11 protein-coding genes are annotated in these 15,387 nt (G+C 71.7%); 6 read left to right on the top strand and 5 right to left on the bottom strand.

Annotation, left to right across the window (positions count from 1 at the left end; all coding sequences use genetic code 11):
* Nucleotides 1-188: 188 nt before the first annotated feature.
* Nucleotides 189-1,949, bottom strand: coding sequence for a beta-N-acetylhexosaminidase (locus tag KBX08_RS13730; RefSeq protein WP_210783953.1), 1,761 nt, complete (start codon nucleotides 1,947-1,949; stop codon nucleotides 189-191).
* Nucleotides 1,950-2,172: 223 nt separating this feature from the next.
* Between KBX08_RS13730 and ppdK the strand changes: the two genes are divergently transcribed.
* Entirely contained in the window at nucleotides 2,173-4,881 is a 2,709-nt protein-coding gene (gene ppdK, locus KBX08_RS13735; protein ID WP_210783880.1) for a pyruvate, phosphate dikinase, read from the top strand.
* Between the two features lie 42 nt (nucleotides 4,882-4,923).
* On the opposite strand, the gene KBX08_RS13740 is transcribed toward ppdK, so the two are convergent.
* The gene (locus KBX08_RS13740; protein ID WP_210783881.1) at nucleotides 4,924-5,424 is read right to left on the bottom strand and encodes a roadblock/LC7 domain-containing protein; all 501 of its coding nucleotides are present in this window, start codon (nucleotides 5,422-5,424) and stop codon (nucleotides 4,924-4,926) included.
* Nucleotides 5,425-5,677: 253 nt separating this feature from the next.
* On the opposite strand from KBX08_RS13740, the gene KBX08_RS13745 reads away from it, so the two are divergent.
* From KBX08_RS13745 to KBX08_RS13755, 3 genes are read left to right on the top strand one after another with little or no spacing between them, the layout of a single operon-like run.
* Nucleotides 5,678-6,031: a VOC family protein gene (locus tag KBX08_RS13745; RefSeq protein ID WP_112590341.1), complete on the top strand. Its 354-nt coding sequence runs from the start codon at nucleotides 5,678-5,680 to the stop codon at nucleotides 6,029-6,031.
* Between the two features lie 42 nt (nucleotides 6,032-6,073).
* The gene (locus tag KBX08_RS13750) at nucleotides 6,074-7,336 is read left to right on the top strand and encodes a deoxyguanosinetriphosphate triphosphohydrolase (protein WP_210783882.1); all 1,263 of its coding nucleotides are present in this window, start codon (nucleotides 6,074-6,076) and stop codon (nucleotides 7,334-7,336) included.
* 15 nt (nucleotides 7,337-7,351) lie between these two features.
* Nucleotides 7,352-8,200, top strand: a complete 849-nt coding sequence (locus tag KBX08_RS13755) for a siderophore-interacting protein (RefSeq protein WP_210783883.1) — start codon at nucleotides 7,352-7,354, stop codon at nucleotides 8,198-8,200.
* A gap of 7 nt (nucleotides 8,201-8,207) precedes the next feature.
* Here KBX08_RS13755 and KBX08_RS13760 read toward each other — a convergent pair whose 3' ends face one another.
* On the bottom strand, nucleotides 8,208-9,413 hold the full coding sequence (locus KBX08_RS13760) for a low temperature requirement protein A (protein ID WP_210783884.1): 1,206 nt from the start codon (nucleotides 9,411-9,413) through the stop codon (nucleotides 8,208-8,210).
* Nucleotides 9,414-9,548: 135 nt separating this feature from the next.
* On the opposite strand from KBX08_RS13760, the gene dnaG reads away from it, so the two are divergent.
* Both dnaG and KBX08_RS13770 read left to right on the top strand, forming a co-directional pair.
* A complete protein-coding gene (dnaG, locus tag KBX08_RS13765; protein ID WP_210783885.1) occupies nucleotides 9,549-11,429 on the top strand; it encodes a DNA primase in 1,881 nt (626 codons plus the stop codon).
* Nucleotides 11,430-11,966 carry a hypothetical protein gene (locus tag KBX08_RS13770; RefSeq protein ID WP_210783886.1) on the top strand — a complete coding sequence of 179 codons (537 nt, stop codon included), beginning with the start codon at nucleotides 11,430-11,432 and terminating at the stop codon, nucleotides 11,964-11,966.
* 9 nt (nucleotides 11,967-11,975) lie between these two features.
* Here KBX08_RS13770 and KBX08_RS13775 read toward each other — a convergent pair whose 3' ends face one another.
* Entirely contained in the window at nucleotides 11,976-12,995 is a 1,020-nt protein-coding gene (locus KBX08_RS13775; RefSeq protein WP_210783887.1) for a TAXI family TRAP transporter solute-binding subunit, read from the bottom strand.
* Nucleotides 12,992-15,013 carry a TRAP transporter fused permease subunit gene (locus tag KBX08_RS13780; protein WP_247669371.1) on the bottom strand — a complete coding sequence of 674 codons (2,022 nt, stop codon included), beginning with the start codon at nucleotides 15,011-15,013 and terminating at the stop codon, nucleotides 12,992-12,994. The genes KBX08_RS13775 and KBX08_RS13780 overlap by 4 nt, the downstream gene beginning before the upstream one ends.
* Nucleotides 15,014-15,387 lie beyond the last annotated feature (374 nt).

Raw genomic sequence — 15,387 nt, forward strand, 5'->3', positions numbered from 1 at the left:
TCGGGCGTTGCGGGGGATGTAACCGGGGCGGCCTGCCGGGTGTTCCCGGGCGGCTGCCGCGCCCCACGACCGGGACAGTCGCGGTGGTCTGCCAGGTATAACGACCCGGCCCGGCCCACGATTCCGCCACGGGGGTGCCCCCGACTACCCGACACCAGCGGTCAAACCGGACAACCCGAACGCCGGGGTCAGGGCTTGGCGGTGTCGGTTTGGGGTGTGGTGCGTTGTGTCGGGATGGTCGGTGCGGTGGGCCAGGGGATCTCGGGCGCGCGGTGGAAGGTGATCCCGGCCGTCGTCCAGCGCGGGCCCTGGCTGGCCAGGCGGTCGCGGAAGCCGGCCCAGTCGTGGCTTGCCCGGGGTGACCAGCCCAACTCGGCGATGGCCGGGAGGCGGGGCAGGAGCAGAAGTTCGATGTCGGCCAGCGAGGTGACCGATTCGGTCCAGAGTGGGGCCTCCACACCGAGAACCGCCTCGGCGGGTACGCCGGCGACGTGCATGCCCGGATCCCAGTCGTACGCCTTTCGCACGTCGATGAGGCCGGCCCAGTCGTGCCCGATCGGGGTGTCCGGGGCGTACTTCATGTCCAGGTAGGCGTGGTTGCCGGGGGAGACGATCAGCCGGGCACCCCTGCGTACGGCGTCGACGGTGGTGGGGTCTTCGCCGTTCGTGCCCCACCACTGCAGGACCCGCCCGTCGAGGTGGGCGGCCGGCGCGAGCTGGTGCCAGCCGACGACTGTCTTGCCGAGGTCGGCCACGATGCGCTGGACCCGCTCGACGAAACCGGTGTAGACCTCGCCCTTCACCTTGAACGCCTCGTCGCCGCCGATGTGCAGCCAGGGGCCGGGGGTGAGCGCGGCCACCTCGCCCAGCACGTCGGCGACGAAGTCGTACGTCCGCTCGTCGGCCGGGTCGACGTAGCTGAAGCCGACCTCGGTGCCGGTGTACGGCGGCGGCGCGGTCTTGTCCGGTGCCAGCTCCGGGTACGCGACCAGCGCCGAGTTGGTGTGCCCCGGGAGGTCGATCTCCGGGACGACGGTGATGTGGCGGGCGGCCGCGTAGGAGACGATCCGCTGGTAGTCGGCCTTCGTGTAGTGCCCGCCGGGGCCGCCGCCGACCTCGGTCGTCCCGCCGACGGTGGTCAGCTTCGGCCAGGAGTCCACGGCGATCCGCCAGCCCTGGTCGTCGGTGAGGTGCAGGTGCAGGTGGTTGAGCTTGTAGCGGGCCAGGTGGTCGACCACCCGCAGCACGTCCTCCACGGCGAAGAAGTGCCGCGCGACGTCGAGCATCGCGCCCCGGTAGGGGAACCGGGGTGCGTCGGTGATGGTCCCGCCGGGCAACGCCCAGCGTTCGGTGACCGGGCTGGGGCTCTCGATGGCCGCCGGCAACAGTTGGCGCAGCGTCTGTACGCCGTAGAAGAGGCCGGCGCCGGTGGCGGCGGTGACGCGTACCCCGTCGGTGGCGATGTCGAGGCGGTAGCCCTCCGCGCCGAGGTCGGCGGTGTCGTCGAGCACCAGCGCGATGCCACCGGCGGGCTCCGGCGTGGTGGCGTCGGTGACCGGCAGCGGGTAGCCGGTGGCCGGACGCAGGAGCTGGGCGAGCTGCTCGGCGACCGCGAACGCGGCGGGGTCGGCGCTGGACACGATGACCGCTTCGGCCGGGAGCGCCCAGTCGGCGGTCGGGTCGGGCCGGGCCTGCTGTGGGGCGGGCACGACGTCGGTCAGCCGGTGCGGGGCCGCCGGGGCGAGCAACATGCCCGCGGTCTGCTCGGCCGTGCGGGCCAGCGTGGCCGCGTCCGGTTCCTCCGCCGACAGCGGCGCGGGGACGGCGGTGGGGCCGGGGGAGGGGGTGGTCGACACGGCGGCGACTCCGGGGGTGTATTCGCGTCGGTTATGGCAAAAGTGAGGTTCACCGGCTGGCGTGGCGTCAAGCGTACGACGCTCGGCCGGGATGCGTGATGGTGCGCATGGAAGCGTTCCCAAAAACCGGTACGAACACGGATAGTCGTGATGGCTGTGCCAATTGTCACCGAACGGTCCCAGGTCACTCGATGTTCGCTTAACCTTCGCCCACCGATCGACGTTGACCCCGGGATTACCGGTGGTCCGTCCCGGGGAAGAAGAAAACTGAACCTTCGTTAAGTGTCAATCCGGCGCGTGTGTTGTGGAGGCTCTGGTGGCAGCGCAAGAGACCGTCGATCACAAGTACGTCTACGACTTCTCCGAAGGCAACAAGGAACTCAAGGAGCTGCTCGGCGGCAAGGGGGCAAACCTCGCCGAGATGACCAACCTGGGCCTGCCCGTTCCGCCCGGCTTCACCATCACCACCGAGGCGTGCCAGGCGTACCTCGCGACGGGACGGGAGCCGGACGGGCTCGCCGGTCAGATCGAGGCACACCTGGAATCGCTGGAGCGCGCGATGGGCAAGCGCCTCGGTGACCCACAGGACCCACTGTTGGTCTCCGTCCGCTCCGGTGCCAAGTTCTCCATGCCCGGCATGATGGAGACGGTCCTCAACGTCGGTCTCAACGACCAGAGCGTGGTGGGGCTCTCCGCCCAGGCGGGACAGAACGACAGGTTCGCCTGGGACTCCTACCGGCGACTCATCCAGATGTTCGGCAAGACCGTCTGCGAGGTGCCGGGCGAGGAGTTCGAGCACGCGCTCGACGAGGCCAAGCACGCCAGGGGCACCCACAACGACCTGGATCTGGACGCCGACGACCTGCGTGGGCTGGTCGACGCGTACAAGAAGATCTTCTTGAAGCACACCGGTCGGGAGTTCCCGCAGCAGCCACGCGAACAGCTCGACCTGGCCATCCGGGCGGTCTTCGAGTCGTGGAACGCCGAGCGCGCGGTGCTCTACCGCCGCCAGGAGCGCATCCCGGCCGACCTCGGCACCGCGGTCAACGTGGTGACGATGGTCTTCGGCAACCTCGGCCCGGATTCCGGCACCGGGGTCGCGTTCACCCGTGACCCGGCCAGCGGCGCGCAGGGCATCTACGGCGACTACCTGGCCAACGCCCAGGGCGAGGACGTGGTCGCCGGCATCCGCAACACAGTGCCGTTGCAGGAGTTGGAGCAGCTCGACAAGGCATCCTACGACGAGCTGCTCGGCATCATGGCCCGGCTTGAGGAGCACTACAAGGACCTCTGCGACATCGAGTTCACCATCGAACGCGGCAAGCTGTGGATGTTGCAGACCCGGGTCGGCAAGCGCACCGCCGCCGCCGCGTTCGTCATCGCCGGGCAACTCGTCGACGAGGGTCTGATCGACCTGGACGAGGCGCTGCACCGGGTCAACGGCGCGCAACTGGCCCAGCTGATGTTCCCGCGCTTCCAGCTCGACCACGAGTTCCAGCCGGTCGCCAAGGGCATCGGCGCATCGCCCGGCGCGGCGTCCGGCACCGTGGTCTTCACCTCCGCCCGGGCCGTCGAGCTGGCCGCCGAGGGTAAGTCGGTGATCCTGGTGCGCCGGGAGACCAACCCGGACGACCTGAACGGCATGATCGCCGCGAAGGGCATCCTCACCTCGCGCGGCGGTAAGACCAGCCACGCCGCGGTGGTGGCCCGGGGCATGGGCAAGACCTGCGTCTCCGGTGCCGACGAGATCGAGGTGAACGTGCCGGCGAAGCGGTTCACAGTGGCCGGGCAGACCGTCACCGAGGGCGACGTCGTGTCCATCGACGGCACCACCGGCAAGGTCTACCTCGGCGAGGTGCCGGTCATGCCCTCCGAGGTGGTGCAGTACTTCGAGGGCAGCCTCGACCCCGAGCACATCGACAACGCGCTGGTCCGGGCCGTACACCGGATCATGACGCACGCCGACGGGAAGCGGCGGCTGGCGGTCCGCACGAACGCCGACACCGGCGCGGACGCCGCTCGGGCCCGGCGCTTCGGCGCCGAGGGCATCGGGCTGTGCCGCACCGAGCACATGTTCCTCGGTGAGCGGCGGGAGCTGGTCGAGCGGCTGATCCTGGCCCGGGCCCCGGGCGAGCGGGAGTCGGCGCTGGCGGCGCTGCTGCCGTTGCAGCGGGCCGACTTCGAGGAGATCTTCCGCGAGATGGACGGCCTGCCGGTCACCGTCCGGCTCATCGACCCGCCGTTGCACGAGTTCCTTCCGCCGTTGGAGCAGCTCGCCGTCAACGTGGCGGTCGCCCAGGAACGCGGCGAGGACGTGGCCAAGGAGGAGGCGCTGCTCGCCGCCGTCCGGCGGATGCACGAGGAGAACCCGATGCTCGGGCTGCGGGGCGTACGCCTCGGCCTGGTCATCCCCGGCCTGTTCGCGATGCAGGTCCGGGCCATCGCCGAGGCGGCGGTCAGTTGCGCCCGCGACGGGGGCGTGGCCAAGCCGGAGATCATGGTGCCGCTGGTCGGTGCCGTGCAGGAGTTGGAGACGGTCCGCGCCGAGGCCGAGAAGATCATCGCCGAGGTGGTCGGGGACAGCGGCGTCGAGGTGCTGATCGGCACCATGATCGAGGTGCCCCGGGCGGCGCTGACCGCCGGGCAGATCGCCGAGGCCGCCGAGTTCTTCTCCTTCGGCACCAACGACCTGACCCAGATGGGCTGGGGCTTCTCCCGCGACGACGTCGAGGGCGCGTTCTTCTGGCGCTACCTGGAGTTGGGCATCTTCGGCATCTCGCCGTTCGAGTCGATCGACCGCGACGGCGTCGGTCGGCTGGTGCGGATCGCCGCCGAGGAGGGTCGGGCCGCCCGCCCCGGGCTGAAGCTCGGTGTCTGCGGTGAGCACGGCGGCGACCCGGACTCGGTGCACTTCTTCCACGAGGTCGGCCTGGACTACGTGTCCTGTTCGCCGTTCCGGGTGCCGGTGGCCCGGCTGGAGGCAGGTCGGGCGGTAGTGGAGACCGGCGGGTCGGACAGCCGCTGACGCACGTCGGCGGCGGCCTGGTCACCCGGCCGCCGCCGGCGCTCAGATCGGCGGACGACGCCAGGTGGGTCGGGACGAGCGGCGCAACTGCGCCGGCAGGGTCGCCATCGGGGTACGCGTGGCCAGCGGGGCGTGCGCGTCCGGTACGGAGGTCGCGCCGATGCCTCCGCCACGAACGTCCAGGAACGACCCGGCGCGGCGGGCCACCGCTCGCGCCTCCTCGTGCAGCGCCTCCAGGTCCCCGGCCGCCGAGATGGTGACGAGGGTCAGCAGGGCGCTGCGCCCGGCCGGATAGGTGACCACGCAGCCTGCTGTGGTGCAGACGAACGACTCCCGGAACTCACCCTGCCGGACGGTGTCGGCCACCCGGTGCCCGAGCCCGAAACTCGCGGCGGCGAGCGCGGCGAGATGGGTGGCGTCGGTGCTGGGTAGGTCGCTGGAGATGAGCAGGCCGTCCGTGCCCGCGAGCACCGTGCCGGCGATGTCGGGTCGGCGCTGGCGCAGCAGGCGTAGCTCCGTTCCCATCACCGTGTCTGCGTCCACGAGCGTTACCCCTCACCGGTCGGCTCTGCGTGTCAGTCGGCTGGTTACGTTCCGTGCTGGGAAGGCTACCGGTGGCGACTTCCGGCCGCGAGCCCGTAACCCTCGGCGATCGGTCGGCAACTGGGGGCCAATCGGTGGTTGTGCGCCCTTCATCGATGCGTCGTGAGCCTGTCGAGCAGTGCTGGCGGGCGTAATCTTGGCTCGCTCGCACACGGCCGATTGGGCGCCGCGTCGAACGGGAAGAGGTGACTGCATGACCAGTGTCTGGGAGAGCCTGACTGTCGACGCCCGCGATCCGGCCCGACTGGCTCGTTGGTGGGCCGAGGCGCTCGGCTATCAGGTCGTCACCGAGACTCCGAGCGGAGTGGAGATCCGCCAGTCCCCGGACCAGTTGCCCGCCCTGTTCTTCGGCCCCGTGGCCGAGGGCAAGGAGCGCAAGAACCGGCTGCACCTCGACCTGCGCCCCGCCAATCAGGAGGCTGAGGTCGAGCGCCTGGTCGACATGGGCGCCCGGCACGTCGACATCGGTCAGGGCGACGTCGAGTGGACGGTGCTGTCCGACCCGGAAGGCAACGAGTTCTGCGTTCTCCGTGAACGCGAGGAGTGAGCCGGTCTTGCGAGCCCCGCAGTCGCGAACTGTGGCGGCTCCGTGAACGCGAGGAGTGAGCCGGACGCGCGGTTGGTCGAGGAGCCGCCCAAGGACACCGGACATCGCCGGTCGCCGTACGAGCGCGACCGGGCCCGGGTGCTGCACTCGGCGGCGTTTCGCCGACTGGCCACCAAGACCCAGGTGCACACCGCCGGCACTGACGACTTCCTGCGTACGCGGCTGACCCACTCGTTGGAGGTGGCCCAGATCGCCCGGGAGATGGGTGCCCGGCTGGGCTGCGACCCGGACGTGGTGGACGTCGCGGGGCTCGCGCACGACCTCGGGCACCCGCCGTTCGGGCACAACGGTGAGGCTGCGCTGGATCTGCTCGCCACGCCGTGCGGTGGCTTCGAGGGCAACGCGCAGACCCTGCGGGTGTTGACCCGTCTGGAGGCGAAGGTGCTCGCCCCGGACGGCTCGTCCGCCGGGCTGAACCTGACCCGGGCGTCGCTGGACGCGATCGGCAAGTACCCCTGGCCGCGCCGGCCGGGGGAGCGCAAGTTCGGGGTGTACGCCGACGACGCGGCCGTCTTCGACTGGATCCGCGCCGGTGCGCCCGGCGACCGGCGCTGCCTGGAGGCCCAGGTGATGGACTGGGCCGACGACGTCGCGTACTCGGTGCACGACGTGGAGGACGGCATCCACGGTGGCTACGTCACGTTGCACCCGCTGCTCACCGACGCCGACGAGCGGGCCGCGCTCTGCGCCGACGTGGCCGCCGCCTACTCCGGGGAGTCCGCCGCGGACCTGGCCGAGGTGCTCGTCGATCTGCTGGCCGGTCCGCTGCTCGCCCCGTTCGCCGGGTACGACGGCAGCCATCGCGCGCAGGTCGCGTTGAAGGCCACCACCAGCGGGGTGACCGGGCTGTTCGTGTCCGCGGCGGTGGCGGCCACGGAGGAGCGCTTCGGTCCGGGCCCGCACCGCCGCTACGCCGCCGACCTGGTGGTGCCCCGCCTGGTACGGGCGCAGTGCGCGCTGCTCAAGGGCATCGCGCTGCGCTACGTGATGCGTCGCAGTGGCTTCCGGGGCCGCTACGAGCGGCAGCGGACGATGCTGGCGGAGTTGGTCGCCGCGCTGGTCCGGCGCGCCCCGGACGGGCTCGACCCGATCTTCGCCCCGCTGTGGCGGGCCGCCGCGGACGACCGGGCCAGGCTGCGGGTGGTGATCGACCAGGTCGCCTCGCTCACCGACCCGGCGGCGGTGACCTGGCACACCCGGCTGGTCGGCAAAGGGACACCCCCGGGCGACCACGAGCCAGCTTAGGCTAACCTAACTGACATGACGGAACGCTCCAGGAACGTCACCTCGGCCCGGGTGCTGCGCACCGAGCGGCCCACCCCCCACCTGATCCGGCTCGTCCTCGGTGGGGACGAACTGATCGGCCTGCCGGTGGGCGAGTTCACCGACCACTACATCAAGGTGGTGTTCCCGCAGTCGGGGGTCGCGTACCCGCAGCCGTTGGACCTCGCCGCGATCCGCCGGGACCTGCCCCGGGAGCAGTGGCCCCGGCTGCGCGCGTACACGGTGCGGCGCTGGGATCCGCTGTCCGGCGAGCTGACCGTCGACGTGGTGCACCACGGCGACGAGGGGTTGGCCGGCCCGTGGGCCGCCGCGCTGTGCCCCGGCGATCCGGTGCACTTCGTCGGCCCCGGCGGCGCGTACGCCCCGAGCCCGGACGCGGACTGGCATCTGCTGGTCGGTGACGAGAGCGCCCTGCCGGCGATCGCCGCCGCGTGCGAGCGCCTACCGCTGGGCGCCCCGGCCCACGTCTTCGTGGAGATCGCCGACCCGGCGGAGGAGCAGAAGCTGCTCAGCCCGGGGGCAGTGGAGCTGACCTGGTTGCATCGCGGCGACCGCCCGGTGGGCCAGGCGCTGATCGAGGCGGTGCGGGCGTTGGAGTTCCCGGCCGGCCAGGTGCACGCGTTCGTGCACGGCGAGGCCGCCTTCGTCCGGGAGCTGCGCCGGCTGCTGCGCGGCGAGCGGGGCGTGCCCCTCGACCGGCTCTCCATCTCCGGCTACTGGCGGCGCGGCATGGACGACGAGGGCTGGCGCTCCACCAAGGCCGACTGGAACCAGCAGGTGGCGGCCGAGGAGACGGTCATCCCTCAGCCCGCCGCGGCGGCCTGAGCGCCGCTCACCCCTCGGGGGTGTTCATCTCCCTGCCGGCCCGGGCAAGGCGCCGGCTGAGCAGGACGGCGTACCCGACGACGGCCAGGGAGAGCAGCGACAGCATCACCTTCGGCTGGTGCACCGTCGCGGTGATCAGGCTGACCGAGAGCACCCCGTAGGCGGCGATCGCCAACCGGGCGGCGCTCGGTCGGGTCCACAGCCAGTACAGGGCGAGCCCGCAGGCCGTCCACACCACCATCGAGGCGCCCAGCAGCAGCCGCAGCTCCAGCGGCAGCCGGCTCGCGTTGTCGTCGACCAGCCGCACCACCTGCCCGAGCGACCAGCCGAGCAGCAGCAGCGCGCCGCCCAGCGGAATGTGCAGGTAGCTGTACGCCTGCCCGCCGCGCAGCCGGCTCTGGAGCAGCCGGGTGGTCACGAAGGTGGTGTAGACCCACCAGACCGCCGCCGGGATGAGGAAGGCCATCGCGGCGGTGAGGATCATGTGTGGCGGGGGGTGGTCCGGCACGGCGAAGAGCAGGCTGGCCAGCGCGCTACCCAGGACGATGATGGTGAACTGGCCGATCCGTTCCGGCAGGTGCCTGTTGTCCACCGGCCAGCGGTTGAGCCAGCGCACCCCCGCCCAGGGTGTGGCCAGTTCGATGACCATCGCGACGATCCACAGGACCGGGCGCAGCTCGGTGGGCACTGTTAGCGACACCAGCCAGATCAACCAGCCCGACCCGAAGCCGATCAGGTAGACAGTCGTCACCATTCGGGCCTTCGCGCTGGTCGGCCAGGCGCGCAGGTACAGCAGGAGCAGCACGCCCCGCACGATCAGGTACCCGACCGGCAGCAGGACGCTCTCCGGGACCTCGTCGACGCCGAGGGTCATCGCGCCCGCGCCGACCAACGCGACAAGCACCAGCAGTCGGTGCAACGCGTCGTCCGGATCGAACCGGGTGTCGTAGTACACCTGCCCCATCCAGGCCCACTGGATCACCACGAAGAGCCCGATCACGGCCAGCACGGCCCTCGGCGACGGGGACGGTTCGTTGCCCAGCCGGGCCACCACCGCCGCCAGCGCGTACACGAAGATGAGGTCGAGGAAGAGCTCCAGCCAGGTGGCGTGCCGGTGGCCGGCCTCGTCCGTCTGCGGGGTCTGCCCGGGTAGCCCCATCCGAGCGGCCAGCCATCTCGGCAGGCGGGGGGCTTCGGTCCGTACCCGGCGCATCTGGTCATGGTCCCCGTGCGGACCCGGCCTGCGGGCCGGAACCGCCCAGCCGGCAGCGGCCGCCGCCACACCGGCGTCCCCCGGCCGGCGTGTCGTCGGTCCGGCAGGGCAGGATGTACGGCGAGGGGGTGGCACATGGCTGGGCGGATCCGGGACGAGGACATCGCACTGGTCCGGGAACGCACCTCGATCGGGGATGTGATCTCCGAGACGGTCACCCTGAAGTCCGCCGGCGGCGGCAACCTCAAGGGCCTGTGCCCGTTCCACGACGAGAAGAGTCCGTCGTTCAACGTGTCCCCGGCCCGCAACGTCTGGTACTGCTTCGGCTGCGGGGCCGGCGGGGACGCGATCAAGTTCCTGATGGACGCCGACCACCTCAGCTTCGTGGAGTCCGTCGAGCGGCTGGCCGGCCGCGCCGGCATCCAACTGCGCTACATCGAGGACGACAAGGGCACCCCGCGCCCCCGCCCGCAGCAGGGTCAGCGGCAGCGCCTGGTCGCCGCGCACGCCGCCGCCGTCGAGTTCTACAGCGCGCAACTGAGCACCGCCGGCGCCCGGCCGGCACGGGAGTTCCTGGCGCGACGGGGCTTCGACAGGGCCGCCGCCGAGCGCTACGGCTGTGGCTTCGCGCCGGAGGGTTGGGACCCGCTCACCAAGCACCTGCGCCAGCAGGGCTTCACCCACCAGGAGTTGGTCACCGCCGGGCTGTCCCGGGAGTCCCGTTCCGGCACCCTGATCGACAGGTTCCGTCGCCGGTTGCTCTGGCCGATCCGCGATCTCGCCGGCGACGTGATCGGCTTCGGCGCGCGCAAGCTCTTCGACGACGACGACGGCCCGAAGTACCTGAACACCCCCGAGACGCCGATCTACAAGAAGTCGCACGTGCTCTACGGCATCGACCAGGCCAAGCGGGAGATCGCCAAGCAGGGTCGGGCGGTCATCGTCGAGGGTTACACCGACGTGATGGCCTGCCACCTGGCCGGGGTGACCACTGCGGTGGCGACCTGCGGCACCGCCTTCGCCGCTGACCACATCTCCGTCCTGCGTCGGCTCCTGTTCGACAGCGACGAGGTGGCCGGCGAGATCATCTTCACCTTCGACGGCGACGCCGCCGGGCAGAAGGCCGCGCTGCGCGCCTTCGAGGACGACCAGCGCTTCGTCGGGCGCACGTTCATCGCGGTCAGCCCGGACAACATGGACCCGTGCGACCTGCGGTTGGCCAAGGGCGACCTGGCGGTGCGTGACCTGGTCGCCCGCCGCGAGCCGCTGGTCGACTTCGCGCTGCGGCACGTGATCAGCCGCTTCGACCTGGACACCGTCGACGGCCGGGTCGAGGCGATGCGTCACGCCGCGCCGCTGGTCGCGCGCCTGAAGGACCGGGAGAAGCGCCCGGAGTACGTCCGTAAGCTCGCCATGGACCTCGGCATGGAGATCGAGCCGGTGCAGCGGGCGGTGCTCGCCGCCGGCAACACTCCGCCGTCCAGCGCCCGCGACGCGGCCCCCGCCGCCCGGCCCACCTCGGCCCGCCCCGAGCCGGCGGTGGACAGCCCGCAGTCGATGGTCGAGCGGGAGGCGCTCAAACTCGCCCTCCAGCAACCGGTCCTCGCCGGGCCGATGTTCGACGCGGTCGAGGCCACCGAATACCGCCACCCGGTGCACGTCGCGGTCCGTACGGCCATCGCCGCGGCCGGTGGTGCCGCGTCGGCGACCGGCGGCGCGGTCTGGATCGAGTCGGTCCGCGACGCCTGCGAGGACCTGGCGGCCGCGGCGCTGGTCGGTGAGTTGGCAGTCGAACCACTGCGGATCGACGGCGAACCGGACCCGCGCTACGTGTCGATCACGATGGCCCGGGTGCAGTTCGGGTCGGTGACCGCCCGGGTCCGGGACCTCAAGTCACGCATCCAGCGGATCAACCCGGTCAACAACAAGGACGAGTACTTCGCCGCCTTCGGTGAGCTGCTGTCCCTGGAGCAGCACGCCCGGGCGTTGCGCGAGCAGGCCGCGGGAGGCCTCTAGATGGGACTGTTCAGCCGCAAGCCGAAGCTGCCGCCGGCCGACCGGCCGCCGCTGACCGCCGACGAGCGGGTGTTGGCCTGGGCCGCCGCCGGCAACGGCGAGGGCGACGGGGTGGTGGTCGCCACCAACCTCGGGCTGTGGTTGCCCGGTCGAGGGCACCGGTTCGGTTGGCACACCATCCTCAAGGCGGTCTGGTCCGGCCGGGAGCTGACAGTCACCCCCGCCGAGCCGCTCGTCGAGCGGGACGGCTACACGGTGGTCGCTGACGGCCCGGCCGAGACGTACCTGCTGCTCGACCCGGGGGAGTTGCCGCACCAGGTGCGGGCCCGGGTGACCCGTTCGGTCGCGTACACCGAGCACCAGCCGGTGCCCGGCGGCGCGGCGCGGGTCGCGGCCCGGCGCGTGGCCGGAGTCGACGGTCTGACCTGGACGGTCCGACTCGACCCCGGCACTCCGACGGGCGACGAGGCAGTGCTCGCCGAGGCCGACCGGCTGGTCGGCGTGGCCCGCGCCGCCACCGCGCCGGCCGACGTCTGACCGGCCGGGTCAGTTCGCGCCCAGGTCCTTCAGCGCCTTCTCGGCGCCGCGGTGCAGCGGCACCGGCTCGGTCCTGCGGGCGGTCTCCAGCGAGATGCCCCGGGCCGCCGGGTTCGCCTGGGCCAGCGTGTCCCGCTTGTCGAAGACCGTCCGGGTGATCGCGCAGGCGACGTTGGCGTCCAGGTCCTTACGGACCAACAACACGTTGGGTACGACGATGGTCGGGGTGTCGGTCGCCGTCTGGTACGCGTCCCGGCCGATCGTCCCGGCCTGGTAGGCGGGGCTCAACGCGGTCATCTTCGGCAGCAACGGCGAGATGTCGACGAACTTCACCGAGTCGCCGGCAGTGGTGAACAGGTCGGTGAGGCCCCCGGTGGGCAGACCACCGGACCAGAAGAAGCCGTCGACGCTGCCGTCCTTGATCCCCTCGACGGTCTTGGTCAGGTCCAGTCGCTGCGCCCGGACGTCAGTTGCCGGGTCGAGGCCGGCGGCCTCCAACAGCCGGTTGGCGATAACCTCCGTGCCGGACTTCGGTGAGCCGGTGGAGATCCGCTTGCCCCGCATGTCGGCCACCGAGGTGATCCCGGAGTCGTTGCGGACCACCACCTGGGTGTAGTTGTCGTAGATGCGGGTCAGCGCCTGCACCGGCTGCGGCGCGGTGAAGCTGCCCTTGCCCTCCACCGCGTTGACCGCCGTGTCGAACAGCGAGAACGCCACGTCGTACTGGCCGCCGACCAGTTGCTCGACGTTCTGCACCGAGGCGCCGGTCTCGGCGGCGGTGCCGGTGAGCTTGCCACCGGTCGCCCCGGACAACTGCCCGGCCAGGGCGTTGCCGACCACGTAGTAGACGCCCGTCGCGTTGCCGGTGGCGATGCCGACGCGGGTCTCCTTCGTCACCTCGCAGGTGACCTCGCTGGCAGTGTCGTCAGTGGCCGCGCCGCCCTGCTGACCTCCGCAACCCGCGGCACCGACCGTGACGAGGGCGAGCACGCTCAGGCCCGCCGCGAGCCGTACGTCGATTCGTCTCACAGTTGTTCCTCCACAGGATTGGCTGGTGATCCGGACGATGACCGGTTGGCGGCGCCGCGTCGGACGAACACGCCCGCCGCCGCGACGACGGCCAGCGCCGCGCCGACAGTGACCGGGACGGGTTCGAGCCAGAGCAGTGTGACGCCGGCGAGGGCGCCCAAGACCCGTTCCGGGGCGCCGGCCGGGCCAACGCCGGGCAGCCAGCCACCGGCGGCGACGGCGAGCACCGCCACGCTGAGCGCTGTGACTGCGGCGGCGAAGGCGATCCGCTGGACGCCACCGATGCCGAGCAGACCGAGCCCGGCCGGCGTGATGACGAACGCGATCGGGGTCAGGTACGCCGGCAATGCGTACCGCAGGGTCTGCCACATGGTCGGCACCAGCCGGCCGCCGGTGACCGCGGCGGCGGCCACCGCGGCGAGCGCTGTCGGTGGGGACACCTCGGACAGCACCGCGAAGTAGAAGACGAACATCGCCGCCGCCGGCGCGGCGACGCCCAGGTCGAGCAGGGCCGGACCGACGATCACCCAACCGAACACGAACGACGCGGTGACCGGCACGGCCAGGCCCAGCAGGCTGAGCGCGACGGCGGCGAGCAGCGCGGTGAGCACCAGCACCAGCGTCGGGTCCGAGGTGGCCGCCTGCGCCCCGCCGATCAGCAGCGCCGCCGCCTGCGGCCCGAGGCCGGTCTTCGTGGTGGTCGCCGTGATGATGCCGGCGGCGGCGCAGACAGCGGTGACGGCGAGGACGCCGCGTACGCCGGTGACGAGCGCGGTCACCAGCCGGCCCGGGGCGAGCCGGTGCGCGCGCTCCTCGTTCCTGGGGGCCAGGAACGACAACGCGACGGTGAGCACGACGGCGAAGACGACGGCCCTCGTCGCGGACACACCGATCGCGAGGAACACGATGATGGCGATCAGCGAGGCGAAGTGGTAGCCGAACCGGGCCAGCAGCCGCCAGGGCGAGTCGACGTCGATCACCACGGGGCGCACGCCGGAACGGCGAGCGTCGATCTCCACGGCGAGCAGGATGCCGAGGTAGTAGAGCACCGTCGGTACCGTCGCCCAGCCCAGCACCTGGAGGTACGAGACGCCCAGGTACTCGGCGATGATGAACGCCGCCGCACCCAGAGTGGGCGGGGAGAGAATCGCGCCCACCCCGGCCGCGGCCAACATGCCGCCGGCCCGCTCCGGCGGGTAGCCGGCGCGGCGCAGCAGCGGCCAGGTGACCGCGCCGATGCTCACGGTCGTCGCCGCGCCGGAGCCGGAGACGGTGCCGAGCAGGAAACCCGAGGCCACCGCCGTCCGGCCGGCGGCGGTACGGGAACGTCGGAACGCCGCGGCCGACAACTCGACGAAGAACCGCCCGGCCCCGGACAACTCCAGCACCGCGCCGTAGATGGTGAACAGCACGATGTACGAGGCGGCCACGTCGAGTGGCGTGCCGTAGAAGCCGCTGTCGGAGTTGTAGAACGCGTCGACCAGCTGACTGAAGTCGAGGCCGGCGTGCGCGACGGGCCAGGACTGCGGCAGCAGACCACCGTAGTAGCCGTAGCCGAGGAACAGCAGGCAGACCGCCGGCAGGATCCAACCGGTGGTACGTCGACACGCCTCGAGCAGCAGGAGCAGCAGGACGGTGCCCAGCACCAGATCCGTCGGCGCCAGCAGGCCCTGCCGGTCGAGGAACGCGTTGTAGCCGCCGCCACCGCTGCCGATCCGGATCGGCAGGACGGGGTAGAGACAGGCCGCGACGGCCAGGGCGCCCAGAGCCCAGTCGGTCACTGTGGGCCCCGACGACGCGAGTGCCGGGACGCGCCTGTCGCTCTCGGTGGTCTCGGCGTGGTTGGCGCGTCGTCGCCGGGCGCGGAGGCGGGCCGGTAGCCGCAGGTCGGCCGGGTAGGCGAGGAAGACCAGCGGGAGTACGCCGGCCAGGAAGATGATCAAGTAGTACTTGCTGCCCTGCGACAGCGGGCGGAACACCTGCCACAGGGCGAGACCGCCGACCGCCAGCGCCGTCATGGTGAGGAGCAGACCCGCCGGCCCGGAGAGCACCCGTCCCGGTTTCTCGTCCTCGAACTGGGCGGCCAGGTCCCGAGTCGTCCGCTCGGCGACGCCCGGCCCGCTCGGGTCGGGCTCGTTCGGGTCGGGCTTGCTCGCGTCTGGCCTGCTCGGGTCGGGCTTGCTCGCGTCTGGCCTGCTCGCGCCGGGCTCTGTCGGCTCGGCTTCCGGTCGTGGTCGGGCTGGCCCGCCGCCGGGGCTCGCTGCGGGCCCATCAACGGGAGAGTTGGCTGGTCGGGCAGGTGACGGCGAACCATCGGGCGAGCTGATGGGCGACACAAAAGGACGATACACGTCGATTGGCTGACGGGTGGGGCATCGATCGGCGTTTCGCC

Source organism: Micromonospora sp. H61 (assembly GCF_018070325.1).
Taxonomy (GTDB): Bacteria; Actinomycetota; Actinomycetes; order Mycobacteriales; family Micromonosporaceae; genus Micromonospora; species Micromonospora salmantinae.